Below are 14,083 nucleotides of genomic sequence, written 5' to 3'. Positions count from 1 at the left end.
TTGGCAAATCTAGGCTAGCGTTACCGCATGGAGCGCTTCGACGTAGCAATCGTCGGCGCCCGGTGTGCGGGGTCGCCGCTGGCAATGCTGTTGGCGCAGCAGGGTTTACGCATCTGTTTGCTTGACCGCGCGCGATTTCCTTCGGAGACTCCGTCGACGCACATGATCCAGTCATGCGGCGTTGCGATGCTGGACCAGTTCGGCCTGCTCGACGGAATTCTTGCCGCCGGGGCGGTCCCGCTCAACAGACTCACCCTGGTCAACGACGACATTCGAATCGACGCGACCATCGACGGGCTGGCGCAGTACCCCGGGCTGTGCCTGCGGCGGGTGACCATGGACGCGCTGCTGGTGGAAGCCGCCGCTGCGGCCGGGGCCGAGGTGCGCACGGGTTCGCGGGTCACCGGGCTGGTTGCGGCTGACGATCGGGTGACCGGCGTACAGACGTCCTCCGGGCCTATTCACGCGGGCATCGTGGTGGGCGCCGACGGTCGCCACTCGACGGTCGCGTCCTGCGTGGGTGCTCGCGAATACCACGGCACTGCACCGGGAAAGCTCTACGCCTGGGCGTATTTCGAGGGCGTCGGCAACCGGGAAGGGCACGCCCGGCTCGGTCGCCAGGGCACAGTGGGCTTCCTTGCCGGACCTACCGACGGCGAGCTGTACATGGCGGCGATCGGAATCGACATGGCCGAGCAGGCTCGATTCCACGCCGACCGCGACTCCTCCTTCGCCGCCAACATCCGCGCATGGCCGGAACTGGCGGATCTGCTTGCCGGCGGGCGGCGTGTCGGCCCGATCCGCGTGGTTACCAACTGGCACGGCTATTTTCGGCAGTCCGCCGGCCCGGGATGGGTACTTGTCGGCGACGCCGGGCACTTCAAGGATCCGACGCCGGGGCAGGGCATCTCCGATGCGTTCCGCCAGACCGAAAAGCTCGCAACGGCCATCGCCGACGGGCTCGGCAACAACAATCCGGATGCGTGCACGCAACGGTGGTGGCGATGGCGCGACTCCGACGCCTACGAAATGTACTGGTACGCGCGCAGTCTGGGCGCCCCGGGCATCACCCCTCCGTTGATTCGCCGGGTGCTGCGCGATATCGCCGCCGACCCTGACGCGACCCGGACGCTGCTTCAAACCTTGAACCACGACGTTCGCCCATCGCAGTTGTATACCCCGGCCAGGCTCGCCCGCGCCGCAGCACGGCTAATCCGGGACAACCCCGGGCAGCTGGTGACCACCGTCAAGGAGATCATCAGCGCCGGGAAGCAGAACGCGAGACAAGGCCGGCGACGTCGGCTCCGTCCGCCGGGTATGACCGAGATGGCCTGGGAGCGACGATAACCACGACGTCGGGCAGGATGTGAACTCGTGGAACCGGGCAATCGCGTGTATCAACTGCTGATGCGGATGCTGTCGCTGCGCACCATCGTGGTCGTTGCGGCGCTGTCGGTCGTCGGTCTGGTGGTCATGCTCGGTCTTTGGGTGTGGGTCGGCGTCACCAACGATCAGCACAACCAGTTGGACCGGCGGCTGGACTCGGTGAGCAGTCTCGGTGATATCAGCACGCTGCTGAGCTACCCACACGGCGACCAGCCCACTCCGAATGGCGACATAGTGCGCACGGCACGAATCGGTACCACGACGGTGTCGGTACCCAGCAACATCGTGCTACCCGAACTGGACAACGGCTACGCCAACGCCACCATCGACGGCGTCGAATACCGGGTGCGCACCTTCACCGCCGGCCGCGCCTCGATTGCGCTCGGTGCCCCGTTGTCCGAAGCGCAGCAGCGCATCGATGAGCTGCACTTGCGGGTGCTGCTGATCTGCGGCGGCGTCATTGTTGGCACAGTCCTGGTCGGATGGGTGATCTCGCTGATCATGGTCAACCCGTTCCGGCTGCTGGCCCAGCAGGCCCGCGCCATCAACGCACAGTCCAATCCCGATGAAGTCAAGGTTCGCGGCGTACGCGAGGCGGTGGAGATCGCCGAAGCGGTCGAGGGAATGCTGGCCAGGATCGGCAACGAGCAGCAGCGCACCAAGGCCGCGTTGGAATCGGCCCGAGACTTCGCTGCGGTCGCGTCGCACGAACTGCGCACGCCGATGACGGCCATGCGCACCAACCTTGAAGTGCTCTCGACCCTCGAAATGCCGGCCGAGCAGCGCAAGGAAGTGATTGGCGATGTCATGCGCACGCAGAGCAGGATCGAGGCGACGCTCTCGGCGCTGGAACGCCTCGCGCAAAGCGAACTGACGACCGTCGACGACTTCGTTCCGCTGGACGTGACCGAGCTGCTGGATCGTGCCGCGCACGACGCGCTTCGCACCTATCCGGGCCTGGACGTGTCGCTGGTGCCGTCGCCCAACGTGTTGATGGTGGGCCTGCCGGTTGGGTTGCGGTTGGTCGTAGACAACGCGATCGCCAACGCCGTCAAGCACGGCGGAGCTACCGAGATCCAGCTCGGCGCAACCAGTTCCGCCTATGGAGTGGAACTCACCATCGATGACAACGGCAGCGGGGTTCCGGAGCACGAACGCGCCACCGTTTTCGAACGGTTCTCCCGGGGTTCGACGGCTTCGCGTTCGGGTTCCGGACTGGGATTGGCGCTGGTTGCCCAACAAGCCGAATTACACGGCGGCACAGCCGCATTGGAAACCAGCCCGCTGGGCGGAGCGCGCCTGGTGCTGCGGCTGCCCGGTACCCACGACAACTAGCTGCGTAGCGGCACCGAAAGACAACCGAAAGACATCAGTCCTCGGCGTGGCGTTCCAGATCCCATCGCTCGAGCCGCGTCTGCAGCTTGAATACCCCCACCGCGACAAGCGGGCTGACCACGGCGAGCGTGCCCACCAGTAACAGATTCATCCCGCCCCCTCCCTGGCTGTCGTGATGCCGGTACGGGCGTCCCCCGACCACCGTTCTTAGGTGGATTTAAGGTACTCCTCAGGTAATCGTTCAGGAAGCGGAATCGCCGATGTTTTTGAAAACGTCGTTTTGCCGCTACCAAGCGGAGATCGAATCTCGTCCGGATTGACAGCAGCTACTCAGCGGATTCTCAGTCTCGATTGCCGCGGTCGTCACCTGTCAGCATCCGCCACAGGAACGAAAAGCTCAGCGCGGACTTGAACGCGATCTGCGCATTGTCGGCGGCGCCCGCGTGGCCGCCCTCGATGTTCTCGTAGTACCAGACCCGGTGTCCGGCCGCTTCCAGCGCGGCGGTCATCTTGCGGGCATGCCCGGGATGAACCCGATCGTCGCGGGTGGACGTGGTGATCAAAACCGGCGGATATTGCCGATCGGACGAAATATGGTGGTACGGCGAGTATTCCGAGATGAACTCCCAATCGGCGGGATCGTCGGGGTTGCCGTATTCGGCTACCCACGACGCCCCCGCCAGCAGGAGATGGAAGCGGCGCATGTCCAGCAGTGGCACCTGGCAGACCAGCGCGCCGAACAGCTCCGGGTACTGGGTCAGCATGATGCCCATCAGCAGGCCGCCGTTGCTGCCGCCCTGGGCCCCGAGCTGCTCGACGGTGGTGATGCCGCGAGCCACCAGATCGGCGGCGACCGCGGCGAAATCCTCGGCCACCAGATGCCGCCCTTCGCGCATGGCTTGGGTGTGCCAGCCCGGACCGTATTCACCTCCGCCACGGATGTTGGCCAGCACGTAGGTGCCACCACGGGCCAGCCACAGCCTGCCGAGCACCCCGTCGTAGACCGGCGTGCGCGCCACTTCGAACCCTCCGTAGCCGCCCAGCAGCGTCGGCCCGGTCGCATCCTGCGGCCGCACCACAAAGTACGGAATGGAAGTCCCGTCCTTGGAGGCGACGAAATGCTGCGAGACGCTCAAGCCCTCGGCGTCGAAGAAACTCGGGGCCGACTTGATCTGCTGCAGCGGCCCGTCGACGGCGCCGTGCAAAAGCCGTGATGGGGTGTCGAACCCGCTGGAGTCCAGGAAGATTTCGTCGCCGGTGTCGTCGGCGGCGACGATGACGGTGTTGGTGTTGGCCGGTACGTCGGTGACCGGGCGGCGTTCCCAAGTGCCTCGTGACGACCGCAAGCGCGGCGAAGCCGGGTGCAGCGGGTCGTCACCGTTGCCCGGTATGGCGATCTCGACGCGGCTCGCGACGTCGGCCAACGTGACGACGACGAGCCGGTCGCGGGTCCACGCATACTGGTGCAGCGCGGTGTGCTCGTCGGGTTCGAACACGACCTGCAATTGCGCTGTGCCGGCGAGGAATTCCTCGTAGTCGGCGGCCAGCAGTGAGCCCGCCGCATACGAGGCGCTGCCGGTGAACCAGTCGGTGCGCAACTCGATCAACAACCACTGGCGATGCACCGAAAGCGTCGCGTCGGTGGGGGCGTCGATGCGGATCAGCTCGTCTCCGCGCAGTTCGTATACCTGCTCGTTGAAAAAGTCGATCGCCCGCCGCACCAATGTGCGCTCGAAGCCTGGCGTGCGGTCGACTCCCGCGGCCACCATGACGTCGCTGCGGGCCCCCTCGAACAGCGTCGGCGCGTCGGACAGCGGCTCACCACGCCGCCAGCGCTTCACCACCCGTGGGTAGCCGGATTCGGTGAGCGAGTCTTCACCGAAATCGGTTCCCACCAGCACGGTGTCCGGGTCGGCCCAGCTGATGTGGGTTTTGGCTTCCGGCAACTCGAACCCGTCGGCAACGAATCCTCGTGTCTCCATGTCGAATTCACGGACAATCGCCGCATCCGCACCGCCGCGCGACAGGCTGATCAACGCCCGGGTGTAGTCGGGTTCGATGACGTTGGCGCCGGCCCACACCCAGTTCTCGTCGTCGGCGGCGGCAAGTGCGTCGACGTCGATCAGCACATCCCACTCTGGGGAATCGCTGCGATAGCTTTCCAGCGTGGTGCGCCGCCACAGCCCGCGCGGGTTGGCCGCATCGCGCCAGAAGTTGTAGAGGTACTCGCCCCGGCGGCGCACATAGGGGATGCGGGCATCGGTGTCGAGCACCTCGAGCGCTTCGGACCGCATCTGCTCGAACTCGTCGCCGCAGAACTCCTTGAGCGTGGGTTCGTTGTGTGCGCGCACCCAGTTGAGTGCGTCCTCGCCGGTGATGTCCTCGAGCCAGAGATGCGGGTCGGTGCTCACGGCATCCATTGTGTCCGGGGTGTTCGAGGCCGCCGCAGAGCGGTCGACGGGCCGGTGTGGCGAGTGTGTGATGACCTAAAAGGGCGCCAACGGATGTGATTGCGGTTACGGGCGTCGGGGTCTTAGCGCCTTTGGGCACGCTCGAAAGGCCCGTGACCAGGTACTTTTGCCTCTTTGCCGGAGGCGCGGTCTGCTCGTGTCAATTGGTGTGACCAGGTTGGGACTCTACGGGCGAATAATTTCTTAAACTAGTCTTATGGATCAGAGAGGGCTCATAGACATCCCCGGTCCAACCGAGAGACTCCGATTGGAGGATTATCTCGACGCCGAGGGCAACATCGTCATCCCCGACGGGGCCACTCTGATCTCTGGTCTCCAGCGCAACATCACCGGCCTGGGCGACGCCGTGTGCTACCGCTATCTGGACTACGGCCAGACGGCAGACGGCGAGCGCATCGACTTGACCTGGAACCAGCTCGGCGCCCGGCTGCGTGCCGTCGGCGCCCGGTTGCAGCAAGTCAGCGCGCCACGCGACCGGGTGGCGATCGTTGCGCCGCAGGGTATCGATTATGTCGTCGGCTTCTTCGCCGCCATCGCTGCCGGCAATATCGCGGTCCCACTGTTTGCGCCCGAATTGCCCGGACAGGCCGAACGGCTCGAAGCGGTGGTGGCCGATGCCAAGCCGGCGGTGCTTCTGACGACGGTCGACGCGGCCGAGCCCGTGCAGTCGTTCGTGCGCAGCCTGCCAAGGCAGCGCCGGCCGCGAGTGATCGCCGTCGACGCCGTACCCGACACGGTGGGTTCGACGTTCACTCCGGCCCAGCCGGACACCGACGACATCGCCTACCTGCAATACACGTCCGGCTCGACCCGCGCGCCCGCCGGTGTTGAGATCACCCACCGCTGCGTCTGCACGAACGTTGTGCAGATGATCGTGTCGGTGGGCGTGGACTGGGACGCCCGAACCGTGAGCTGGCTGCCGCTGTTTCACGACATGGGTCTGCTGATGCTCATGTTCCCGGCGCTGTGCGGCGGGCAGATCACTCTGATGTCGCCGACGGCGTTCGTGCGACGGCCGTACCGCTGGATTCGCGAACTGGCAGAGCAGGCCCGCTACGGTCGCACCTTTGCCGCCGCGCCCAACTTCGCGTTCGATATGGCCGCGGAGCGCGGATTGCCCAGCCCCGGTGAGACTCTCGACCTGACTAACGTCGTCGGTCTCATCAATGGCTCCGAGCCGGTGAGCATCGCCTCGATTCAGCGGTTCCACGAAGCGTTCGCGCCCTACGGATTGCCGGCCACCACGATCAAACCCGCCTACGGGATGGCCGAGGCGACGTTGTTCGTCTCCACCATCGACCCCGAGGCACAACCCCGGGTGGTCTATTTGGACCGCGACGAGCTCGGCGCGGGCCGCGCCGTGCAGGTGGCTCCCGACGCGGACAACGCCGTTGCGCAAGTGTCGTGTGGGCGGGTGGCGCCGGGCCTGTGGGCGGTCATCGTCGACCCGGAGGCCGAAGCGGAATTGCCCGACGGCCAGGTTGGGGAGATCTGGTTGCACGGCAACAACATCGGGCGCGGCTACTGGGGGCGTGACGAGGAGAGCCGACTGACCTTCGACAACAAACTGCAGTCACGGTTGGAGGTTGACAGCCGCGCCGAGGGTTCCCCGACCGGCGCTACCTGGCTTCGGACCGGCGATCTCGGGATGTATCTGGATGACGAGCTCTACATCGTCGGTCGCATCAAGGACATGGTGATCATCGACGGCCGCAACCACTATCCGCAGGACATCGAGGCCACGGTGGCCGAGGCATCCAACGCGGTGCGGTCCGGTCACGTGGCGGCGTTCTCGGTGCCCGGCGAGACCGCAGGCGAACGGCTGGTGATCATCGCCGAACGCGCGCCGGGGGCGGGCAAGGCCGACCCGGCCGAGATCGCCGAAGCGATCCGTGCGGCGGTCTCTCGCCGGCACGGGCTGGCGGTGGCCGACATCCGATTGGTTGCCGCCGGCCGAATTCCGCGTACCACCAGCGGGAAGCTCGCGCGCCGTGCCTGCCGGGCCCGGTATCTGGCGGGCGAGCTATAGCGAGGTTCACCGGCTACATCAGCGACAGCCCGCGGCGGTAGTGTGAGTTGTGTCACGCGAACGAACGAGGAGCTGATCCGATGACTGTCTACGCACGTCCGGGGTCCCCGGGGGCGCTGATGAGCTTTGAGTCCCGCTACGACAACTTCATCGGCGGCGAATGGGTGGCGCCGGTAAAGGGCCGCTATTTCGAGAACCCGACGCCGGTGACCGGCCAGCCGTTCTGCGAGGTGCCGCGTTCCGACGAGGCCGACATCGACAACGCGCTCGACGCCGCGCATGCCGCCGCCCCGGCCTGGGGCAAGACCGCGCCCGCGGCACGCGCGGCGATCCTGAACAAGATCGCCGACCGTATCGACGCCAACCGAGAGTCGTTGGCGCTGGCGGAATCCTGGGACAACGGCAAACCGATCCGCGAGGCGCTGGCCGCCGACATCCCGCTGGCCGCCGACCATTTCCGCTACTTCGCCGGGGCGATTCGCGCCCAGGAGGGCTCGCTGAGCCAGATCGACGACGACACGGTCGCCTATCACTTCCACGAGCCGCTCGGCGTGGTGGGGCAAATCATTCCGTGGAACTTCCCGATCCTGATGGGCGCCTGGAAGTTGGCGCCGGCGCTTGCGGCCGGCAACACCGTCGTGCTCAAGCCGGCCGAGCAGACCCCGGCCTCGGTGCTGTACCTGATGAGCCTGATAGCGGATCTGCTGCCGCCCGGTGTGGTCAACGTCGTCAACGGGTTCGGCGCCGAAGCGGGACGGCCGCTGGCGTCGAGCGACCGGATTGCCAAGATCGCGTTCACCGGGGAGACCACCACCGGGCGACTGATCATGCAGTACGCCAGCCAGAACCTGATCCCGGTCACCCTCGAACTCGGCGGCAAGAGCCCCAACATCTTCTTCTCCGATGTGATGGCCGCCCACGACGACTTCCAGGACAAGGCGCTCGAGGGGTTCACCATGTTCGCCCTGAACCAGGGCGAGGTGTGCACCTGCCCGTCGCGCAGCCTGATCCAGGCCGACATCTACGACGAGTTCCTGGAACTGGCGGCCATTCGCACCAAGGCGGTCCGGCAGGGTGACCCGCTGGACACCGAGACGATGATCGGCTCGCAGGCCTCCAACGACCAGCTGGAAAAGGTGTTGTCCTACATCGAGATCGGCAAGAGCGAAGGCGCCAAGATCGTCACCGGCGGCGAGCGCGCCGAGCTCGGCGGTGACCTCTCCGGTGGCTACTACGTGCAGCCGACGATCTTCACCGGCAACAACAAGATGCGGATCTTCCAGGAAGAGATCTTCGGTCCGGTGGTGGCGGTGGCGTCGTTCTCCGACTACGACGACGCGATCTCGATCGCCAACGACACCCTTTACGGCCTGGGCGCCGGGGTGTGGAGCCGCGACGGCAACACCGCCTACCGGGCCGGCCGCGACATCCAGGCTGGGCGGGTCTGGGTCAACTGCTATCACGTCTACCCCGCACATGCGGCGTTCGGCGGCTACAAGCAGTCCGGTTTCGGGCGGGAGAACCACAAGGTGGTGCTCGACCACTACCAGCAAACCAAGAACCTGATGGTGTCCTACTGCGACAAGGCGCTCGGCTTGTTCTGATGCGCGCGCCGGCGACCCATCGGGTGGTGATCACCGCCGCCGCGGCTACCCTGCTGCGGCAGCTGATCGAGCGGCACGGGCCGGTGATGTTCCACCAATCCGGTGGCTGCTGCGACGGGTCCTCGCCGATGTGCTATCCGGACGGCGACTTCATCGTGGGTGACCGCGACGTCCTCCTCGGTGTTCTCGACGTGGAAGACGGGGTGCCGGTGTGGATTTCCGGGCCGCAGTTTCAGACCTGGAAGCACACCCAGCTGGTCATCGACGTGGTGCCCGGACGCGGTGGCGGCTTCAGCCTGGAAGCCCCGGAGGGGATGCGGTTCCTGTCGCGCGGTCGAGCCTTCAGCGACGCCGAAAACAGCGCCTTGGCGGCCCTCCCGCTGATCACCGGCGCCGACTACCAGCGCGGTGAGCGACCCTCAACGCGCGCCCCGGTCGTCGCGGAGGCCGCCGACGCTTGCCCGATCCCCGGAGGGCACGCCGCGCACCTAGCGCAGTAGTCGAGGCTGTCGCAGTATCGTCAGAAGACGTGATTCCGCTACCCCGGGCGTGGCTGCTGGCCGGCTCGATGCTGGTCGGAGTTGCCGCCGGGGTGTTGGCGGGAACGGCGGTGGCGCTCCTGGTCAGCGCACCGATCCGCCCTGACATCGTCATTGCGTTGGTGGTCGGATTGCCCAGCGCCATCGGATTGTTGGCGATTTTGTTGTCCCGCCGCCGGTGGATCACCGCACTGGGCGCATTCATCCTCGCGTTGGCGCCCGGTTGGTTCGGCGTGCTCACTTTGATCGAGGTGATGACCCCTGCCTGACCCCAATTCCACGCCGACCTCCGACACCGGTGCGCAGCCGCAGACGTCCGAGCCGCCACACTCGGCGCGGATCCTGCGCTGGTGGCGACGCAAACCAGATCTGGCGGTTGACTCCGAGGCGCCCGTAATACAGGTGGCGGCACATGACGCACCGCCGCTGGACCCCAGCCCCGCGCAGTCGACCGGCGCTCCTCCCGCACCGCCGGCAGACGTCGCGTCCGAGCCGATTCCCGCACCGGCGCAGTCGGTGACGGTGCCCGGCCGGTACTACTACCTGAAGTGGTGGCAGTTCGTTCTGATCCTCGTCGCGGTGTGGATCGCGGCAGCGGTCATCGGGCCGGGGCTGTTCGTCTGGTGGACGCGAGACACCTCGCCGCACAAGACCCCGGTCGTCTTCGTCGTCCTGGTCTATGTCGTGGCGTGCACCGTCGCGGGTTTGCTGCTGGCGATGGTGCAGGACAGACCGCTACTTTCGGCCCTGGGTATCGCAGTCATGACGGCGCCGTTCGCCGCGGTCGCCGCCGCGGCACCGGTGTACGGCACTTACTTCTGCAACCACACCGTGGGGCGTTGCTTTGCCGGGCTGATCCCCTACTGAGCGGTCGACTGTTTGGAGTCGGCCGACACGTTTTAGGGTGGGCTGGTGACTTCTCACTACGACGTCGTCGTCCTCGGAGCCGGCCCCGGTGGATATGTCGCGGCTATTCGCGCGGCCCAGCTGGGGCTGAACACCGCAGTCGTCGAACCCAAGTACTGGGGCGGCGTCTGCCTCAATGTTGGATGTATTCCCTCGAAGGCGCTGCTGCGCAACGCCGAAATCGCTCACCTGTTCACCAAGGACGCCAAGGCATTCGGGATCAGCGGTGAGGTCAGCTTCGACTATGGCGCCGCCTTCGACCGCAGCCGAAAGGTTGCCGAGGGCCGCGTCGCCGGCGTGCACTTCTTGATGAAGAAGAACAAGATCACCGAGATCCACGGCTACGGCAAGTTCACCGACCCGCACACGTTGTCCGTCGACCTCAACGACGGCGGCACCGACACCGTTACCTTTGACCACGCGATCATCGCCACCGGCAGCAGTACTCGACTGGTGCCGGGCACCTCGCTGAGCAAGAACGTCGTGACCTACGAGGAGCTGATCCTGTCCCGGGAGCTGCCGGAGTCGATCGTCATCGCGGGCGCGGGTGCCATCGGCATGGAGTTCGGCTATGTGCTGGTCAACTACGGCGTCGACGTGACCATCGTCGAATTCCTGCCGCGGGCTCTGCCCAACGAAGACGCCGAGGTGTCCAAAGAGATCGAAAAGCAGTTCAAGAAGCTGGGCGTCAAGATTCTCACCGGAACAGAGTGCGCGGCGATTTCCGACGACGGCTCCAAGGTGACGGTCACGGTCAACAAGAACGGCGAGTCGCAAGATCTCAAAACGGATAAAGTATTGCAGGCCATCGGGTTTGCGCCCAATGTCGAAGGCTACGGGCTGGAGGGAGCCGGAGTGGCGCTGACCGAACGCAAGGCAATCGGCATCGACGACCACATGCGCACGAACGTGAGCCACATCTACGCCATCGGCGATGTCACCGGCATGCTGCAGCTGGCGCACGTTGCGGAGGCCCAAGGTGTCATCGCGGCCGAAACCATCGCCGGCGCAGAGACTTTGCCACTCGGCGACTATCGAATGCTGCCGCGTGCGACGTTCTGCCAACCGCAGGTCGCCAGCTTCGGACTCACCGAGGAGCAAGCCCGCGAAGAGGGTTACGACGTCAAGGTCGCCAAGTTCCCATTCACCGCCAACGGCAAGGCACACGGCGTGGGCGATCCCAGCGGATTCGTCAAGCTGGTGGCCGACGCCAAATACGGTGAGCTGCTTGGTGGACACCTGATCGGCCATGATGTCTCCGAGCTGTTGCCGGAGCTCACCTTGGCTCAGAAATGGGATTTGACCGCAAACGAATTGGCGCGCAACGTACACACCCATCCGACAATGTCAGAGGCGCTGCAGGAGTGCTTCCACGGCTTGACCGGGCACATGATCAACTTCTAACGGCGACGATGCAGAGCGCGGAGCGCGATGAGGAGGAGCCGGGCAATTAGGCGTGAACCGGTGCGCACCGAATCGATTTGGGGTCTCGTCGGCGGCGCGATCGTCGGCTACATCGCGTGGCTGGTGGCGATCTCGATCGGCGCGGCGGTCAGCACCGAGAGCCGCTGGAGTCTCGTTGTGCTGGCGCTGTCGGGGCTGCTGGCCATCTGGGCAGTGCTGTGGGGATCGAGGCTGCGACGGCGGCGCAACTATGCATTGGCGGCGTTCGCCTTTGCGCTGCCGATTCTCCCCGTCGCGCTGTCACTGGCCGTGCTGGCAGCGACTTACTCCTGATCTTGGTAGTCCAACGGTATGTCGAGGGCAGCCATCGTCGCGGCAAGACCGTCGTATTGTCCTGCCAGCATGCAGAATTCGATGAGCTGACGCCGATCCAGGTGCGCCGACAATCGCTGCCAGACCGGCGCGCTGATCGATCGGGTCTTGACGAATTCATCGGTGGCGTCCAGCAGCGCCTGCTGGCGATCGGTGAGCTCGTCGGCAGAGTCCGGCCAGGCGAAAATGGCCTGTTGTTTGTGCGCGTCCAGGCCGCGGCGTCGGGCCATCCACCGATGGTGCTGTAGCTCGTATTCGCAGGCCCGCAAATGCGCGACCCGCAAAATCACCAACTCGGTATCGGCGATCGGCAACCGGCCTCGCAGCAACGCCAACGAATAGGGCAGCCACATCCAGAACAGTCGCTTGTGCTGGCCCAGCGTGGTGACCAAATGCATCTGCGGGGCGCGAACCGTACGCGCGCCGAGCTTGGCCACCACCCAGTTGATCGGCCCCAGCTCGCGCAGCCGGCCCGACGCCGGGATGCGGCCCACTTGAGTGCTCATGGTTGCTTCACCAGATAGGGCGAGACCGTGCTGCGGTGCTCGTCGATGTCGAGTGCGCGACCCAGCGCCGGGAAGGCGCGCTGCGGGCAGTTGTCCCGTTCGCACACGCGGCAGCCCGCGCCGATCGGTGTAGCGACATCGCCGGACAAGTCGAGTCCCTCCGAGTAGACGAGCCGGTGGGCGTGCCGGAGCTCGCAGCCCAGCCCGATCGCGAACGTTTTACCGGGCTGACCATACCGTGATGCCCGCCGCTCCACGGTGCGAGCCACCCACATGTAGTTTCGACCGTCGGGCATCTGGGCGATCTGCACCAGGATCTTGCCCGGATTGGCGAACGTCTCGTAGACGTTCCACAACGGACACGTGCCGCCACTGGACGAAAAGTGAAAACCGGTGGCGGACTGGCGTTTTGACATGTTGCCTGCCCGGTCGACCCGGACGAACGAAAACGGCACACCACGCATCGAGGGCCGCTGCAGGGTGGACAGCCGGTGGCCGATGGTCTCGTAGCTGACCCGGTAGAACGACGAGAGCCGCTCGATGTCGTATCGGAAATTCTCCGCGCTGTCGTGAAACTGCCGGTAGGGCAACACGGTGGCAGCGGCGAAGTAGTTGGCCAGGCCCAGCCGGGCCAGGGTGCGTGACTCCTCGCTGGTGAACTTGCCGTCGGTGACCATTTGATCGATCAGGTCGCCGAACTCCAGGTACGCCAACTCGGCGGCCATCTTGAACACCCGCTGCCCCCACGACAGGTGGTTGCTGATGTCGAGTGTCTTGGTCTTCGGGTCGTAGCGGTGCAGCACCGACTCACCCAGATCGATCCGTCGGTTGATGCGCACACCGTGTACGTCGGTGAGCCGGTTGGCCAGCTCGACGGCCAGCTCGCCGCGATGCAGCCGCATCCGCACGGTGAGATCCTCAGCCGCGGTGTCCAACTCGTGCAGATAGTTCTGGCGCTGGTAGAAGTAGTCGCGCACCTCTTCGTGCGGCATGGTGATCGACCCGCTGCCGCTACCGTCGGAGTAGCGTTCTTCGGTCGCCGCGGCCAGTTGGGCGGTGGTGATGCGGTAACGGCGGTGCAGGTTGACCATCGCGCGGGCGAACTTCGGGTGCGCGCCGACGATCTCGGCGACCTCGGGCACATCGACGTCGATGTCCAGGTCACGGTCCAGAGTCACCTCACGCAGTTCGGCGACCAGCCGGGTGTCGTCCTGGGAGGCGAAGAAAGTCGCGTCGACCCCGAACACCTCGGTGATTCGCAACAGCACCGCCACCGTCAGCGGGCGGACGTCGTGCTCGATCTGGTTGAGGTAGCTCGGTGAGATTTCCAGCATCTGCGCCAGGGCGGCCTGACTGAATCCGCGTTCGTTGCGAAGCTGCCGCACCCGCGATCCCACGAACGTCTTGGCCATTGGGGCAGTCTATCGGTCTGCGAAGATGGGGTTCGCAGAGTTGGCAGTCGGTGCCCGAATGGTCTTAATTGGTGCCGCAGCGCGGTTGTTGGCATGATGCGCCAGGGGAGGGGTACTGA

General features: G+C 65.5%; 12 protein-coding genes. 9 read left to right on the top strand and 3 right to left on the bottom strand.

The annotated features are described in order from the left end of the window. Positions 1-27 precede the first annotated feature (27 nt). Together MSP7336_RS02755 and MSP7336_RS02750 are read left to right on the top strand one after the other, a co-directional pair. The gene (locus MSP7336_RS02755) at positions 28-1,347 is read left to right on the top strand and encodes an FAD-dependent oxidoreductase (RefSeq protein WP_113962993.1); all 1,320 of its coding nucleotides are present in this window, start codon (positions 28-30) and stop codon (positions 1,345-1,347) included. A gap of 60 nt (positions 1,348-1,407) precedes the next feature. Further along, on the top strand, positions 1,408-2,721 hold the full coding sequence (locus tag MSP7336_RS02750) for a sensor histidine kinase (protein ID WP_069397460.1): 1,314 nt from the start codon (positions 1,408-1,410) through the stop codon (positions 2,719-2,721). 341 nt (positions 2,722-3,062) lie between these two features. Here MSP7336_RS02750 and MSP7336_RS02745 read toward each other — a convergent pair whose 3' ends face one another. Next, entirely contained in the window at positions 3,063-5,141 is a 2,079-nt protein-coding gene (locus tag MSP7336_RS02745; protein ID WP_069397437.1) for a prolyl oligopeptidase family serine peptidase, read from the bottom strand. Positions 5,142-5,388: 247 nt separating this feature from the next. Here MSP7336_RS02745 and MSP7336_RS02740 point away from each other — a divergent pair, with 247 nt between their 5' ends. From MSP7336_RS02740 to MSP7336_RS02710, 7 genes are all read left to right on the top strand, one after another. After that, positions 5,389-7,221 (top strand): fatty acyl-AMP ligase, encoded by a 1,833-nt coding sequence (locus tag MSP7336_RS02740; protein WP_069397438.1) that lies wholly within the window; start codon positions 5,389-5,391, stop codon positions 7,219-7,221. 80 nt (positions 7,222-7,301) lie between these two features. Beyond that, on the top strand, positions 7,302-8,825 hold the full coding sequence (exaC, locus tag MSP7336_RS02735) for an acetaldehyde dehydrogenase ExaC (RefSeq protein WP_069397439.1): 1,524 nt from the start codon (positions 7,302-7,304) through the stop codon (positions 8,823-8,825). Beyond that, positions 8,825-9,325 (top strand): DUF779 domain-containing protein, encoded by a 501-nt coding sequence (locus MSP7336_RS02730; protein ID WP_069397440.1) that lies wholly within the window; start codon positions 8,825-8,827, stop codon positions 9,323-9,325. The genes exaC and MSP7336_RS02730 overlap by 1 nt, the downstream gene beginning before the upstream one ends. A gap of 29 nt (positions 9,326-9,354) precedes the next feature. Further along, on the top strand, positions 9,355-9,633 hold the full coding sequence (locus MSP7336_RS02725; protein WP_113962992.1) for a putative holin: 279 nt from the start codon (positions 9,355-9,357) through the stop codon (positions 9,631-9,633). Positions 9,634-9,766: 133 nt separating this feature from the next. After that, positions 9,767-10,231, top strand: coding sequence for a hypothetical protein (locus MSP7336_RS02720; protein ID WP_069397442.1), 465 nt, complete (start codon positions 9,767-9,769; stop codon positions 10,229-10,231). A gap of 45 nt (positions 10,232-10,276) precedes the next feature. Beyond that, positions 10,277-11,674, top strand: coding sequence for a dihydrolipoyl dehydrogenase (lpdA, locus tag MSP7336_RS02715; RefSeq protein ID WP_069397443.1), 1,398 nt, complete (start codon positions 10,277-10,279; stop codon positions 11,672-11,674). Between the two features lie 60 nt (positions 11,675-11,734). Next, on the top strand, positions 11,735-12,007 hold the full coding sequence (locus tag MSP7336_RS02710) for a hypothetical protein (protein ID WP_232321103.1): 273 nt from the start codon (positions 11,735-11,737) through the stop codon (positions 12,005-12,007). Here MSP7336_RS02710 and MSP7336_RS02705 read toward each other — a convergent pair. After that, a complete protein-coding gene (locus MSP7336_RS02705; RefSeq protein ID WP_069397445.1) occupies positions 11,998-12,552 on the bottom strand; it encodes a carboxymuconolactone decarboxylase family protein in 555 nt (184 codons plus the stop codon). The two genes, MSP7336_RS02710 and MSP7336_RS02705, sit on opposite strands and share 10 nt — an antisense overlap. Continuing rightward, complete coding sequence (gene ramB / locus MSP7336_RS02700; protein WP_069397446.1) at positions 12,549-13,964, bottom strand: acetate metabolism transcriptional regulator RamB; 1,416 nt, start codon at positions 13,962-13,964, stop codon at positions 12,549-12,551. The genes MSP7336_RS02705 and ramB overlap by 4 nt, the downstream gene beginning before the upstream one ends. Positions 13,965-14,083 lie beyond the last annotated feature (119 nt).

Origin of the sequence: Mycobacterium shimoidei (assembly GCF_900417275.1) — a bacterium.
Lineage (GTDB): Bacteria > Actinomycetota > Actinomycetes > Mycobacteriales > Mycobacteriaceae > Mycobacterium > Mycobacterium shimoidei.
Note: the sequence above shows the minus strand (reverse complement) of the source record. Positions and strands in the feature narration are given on the sequence as shown.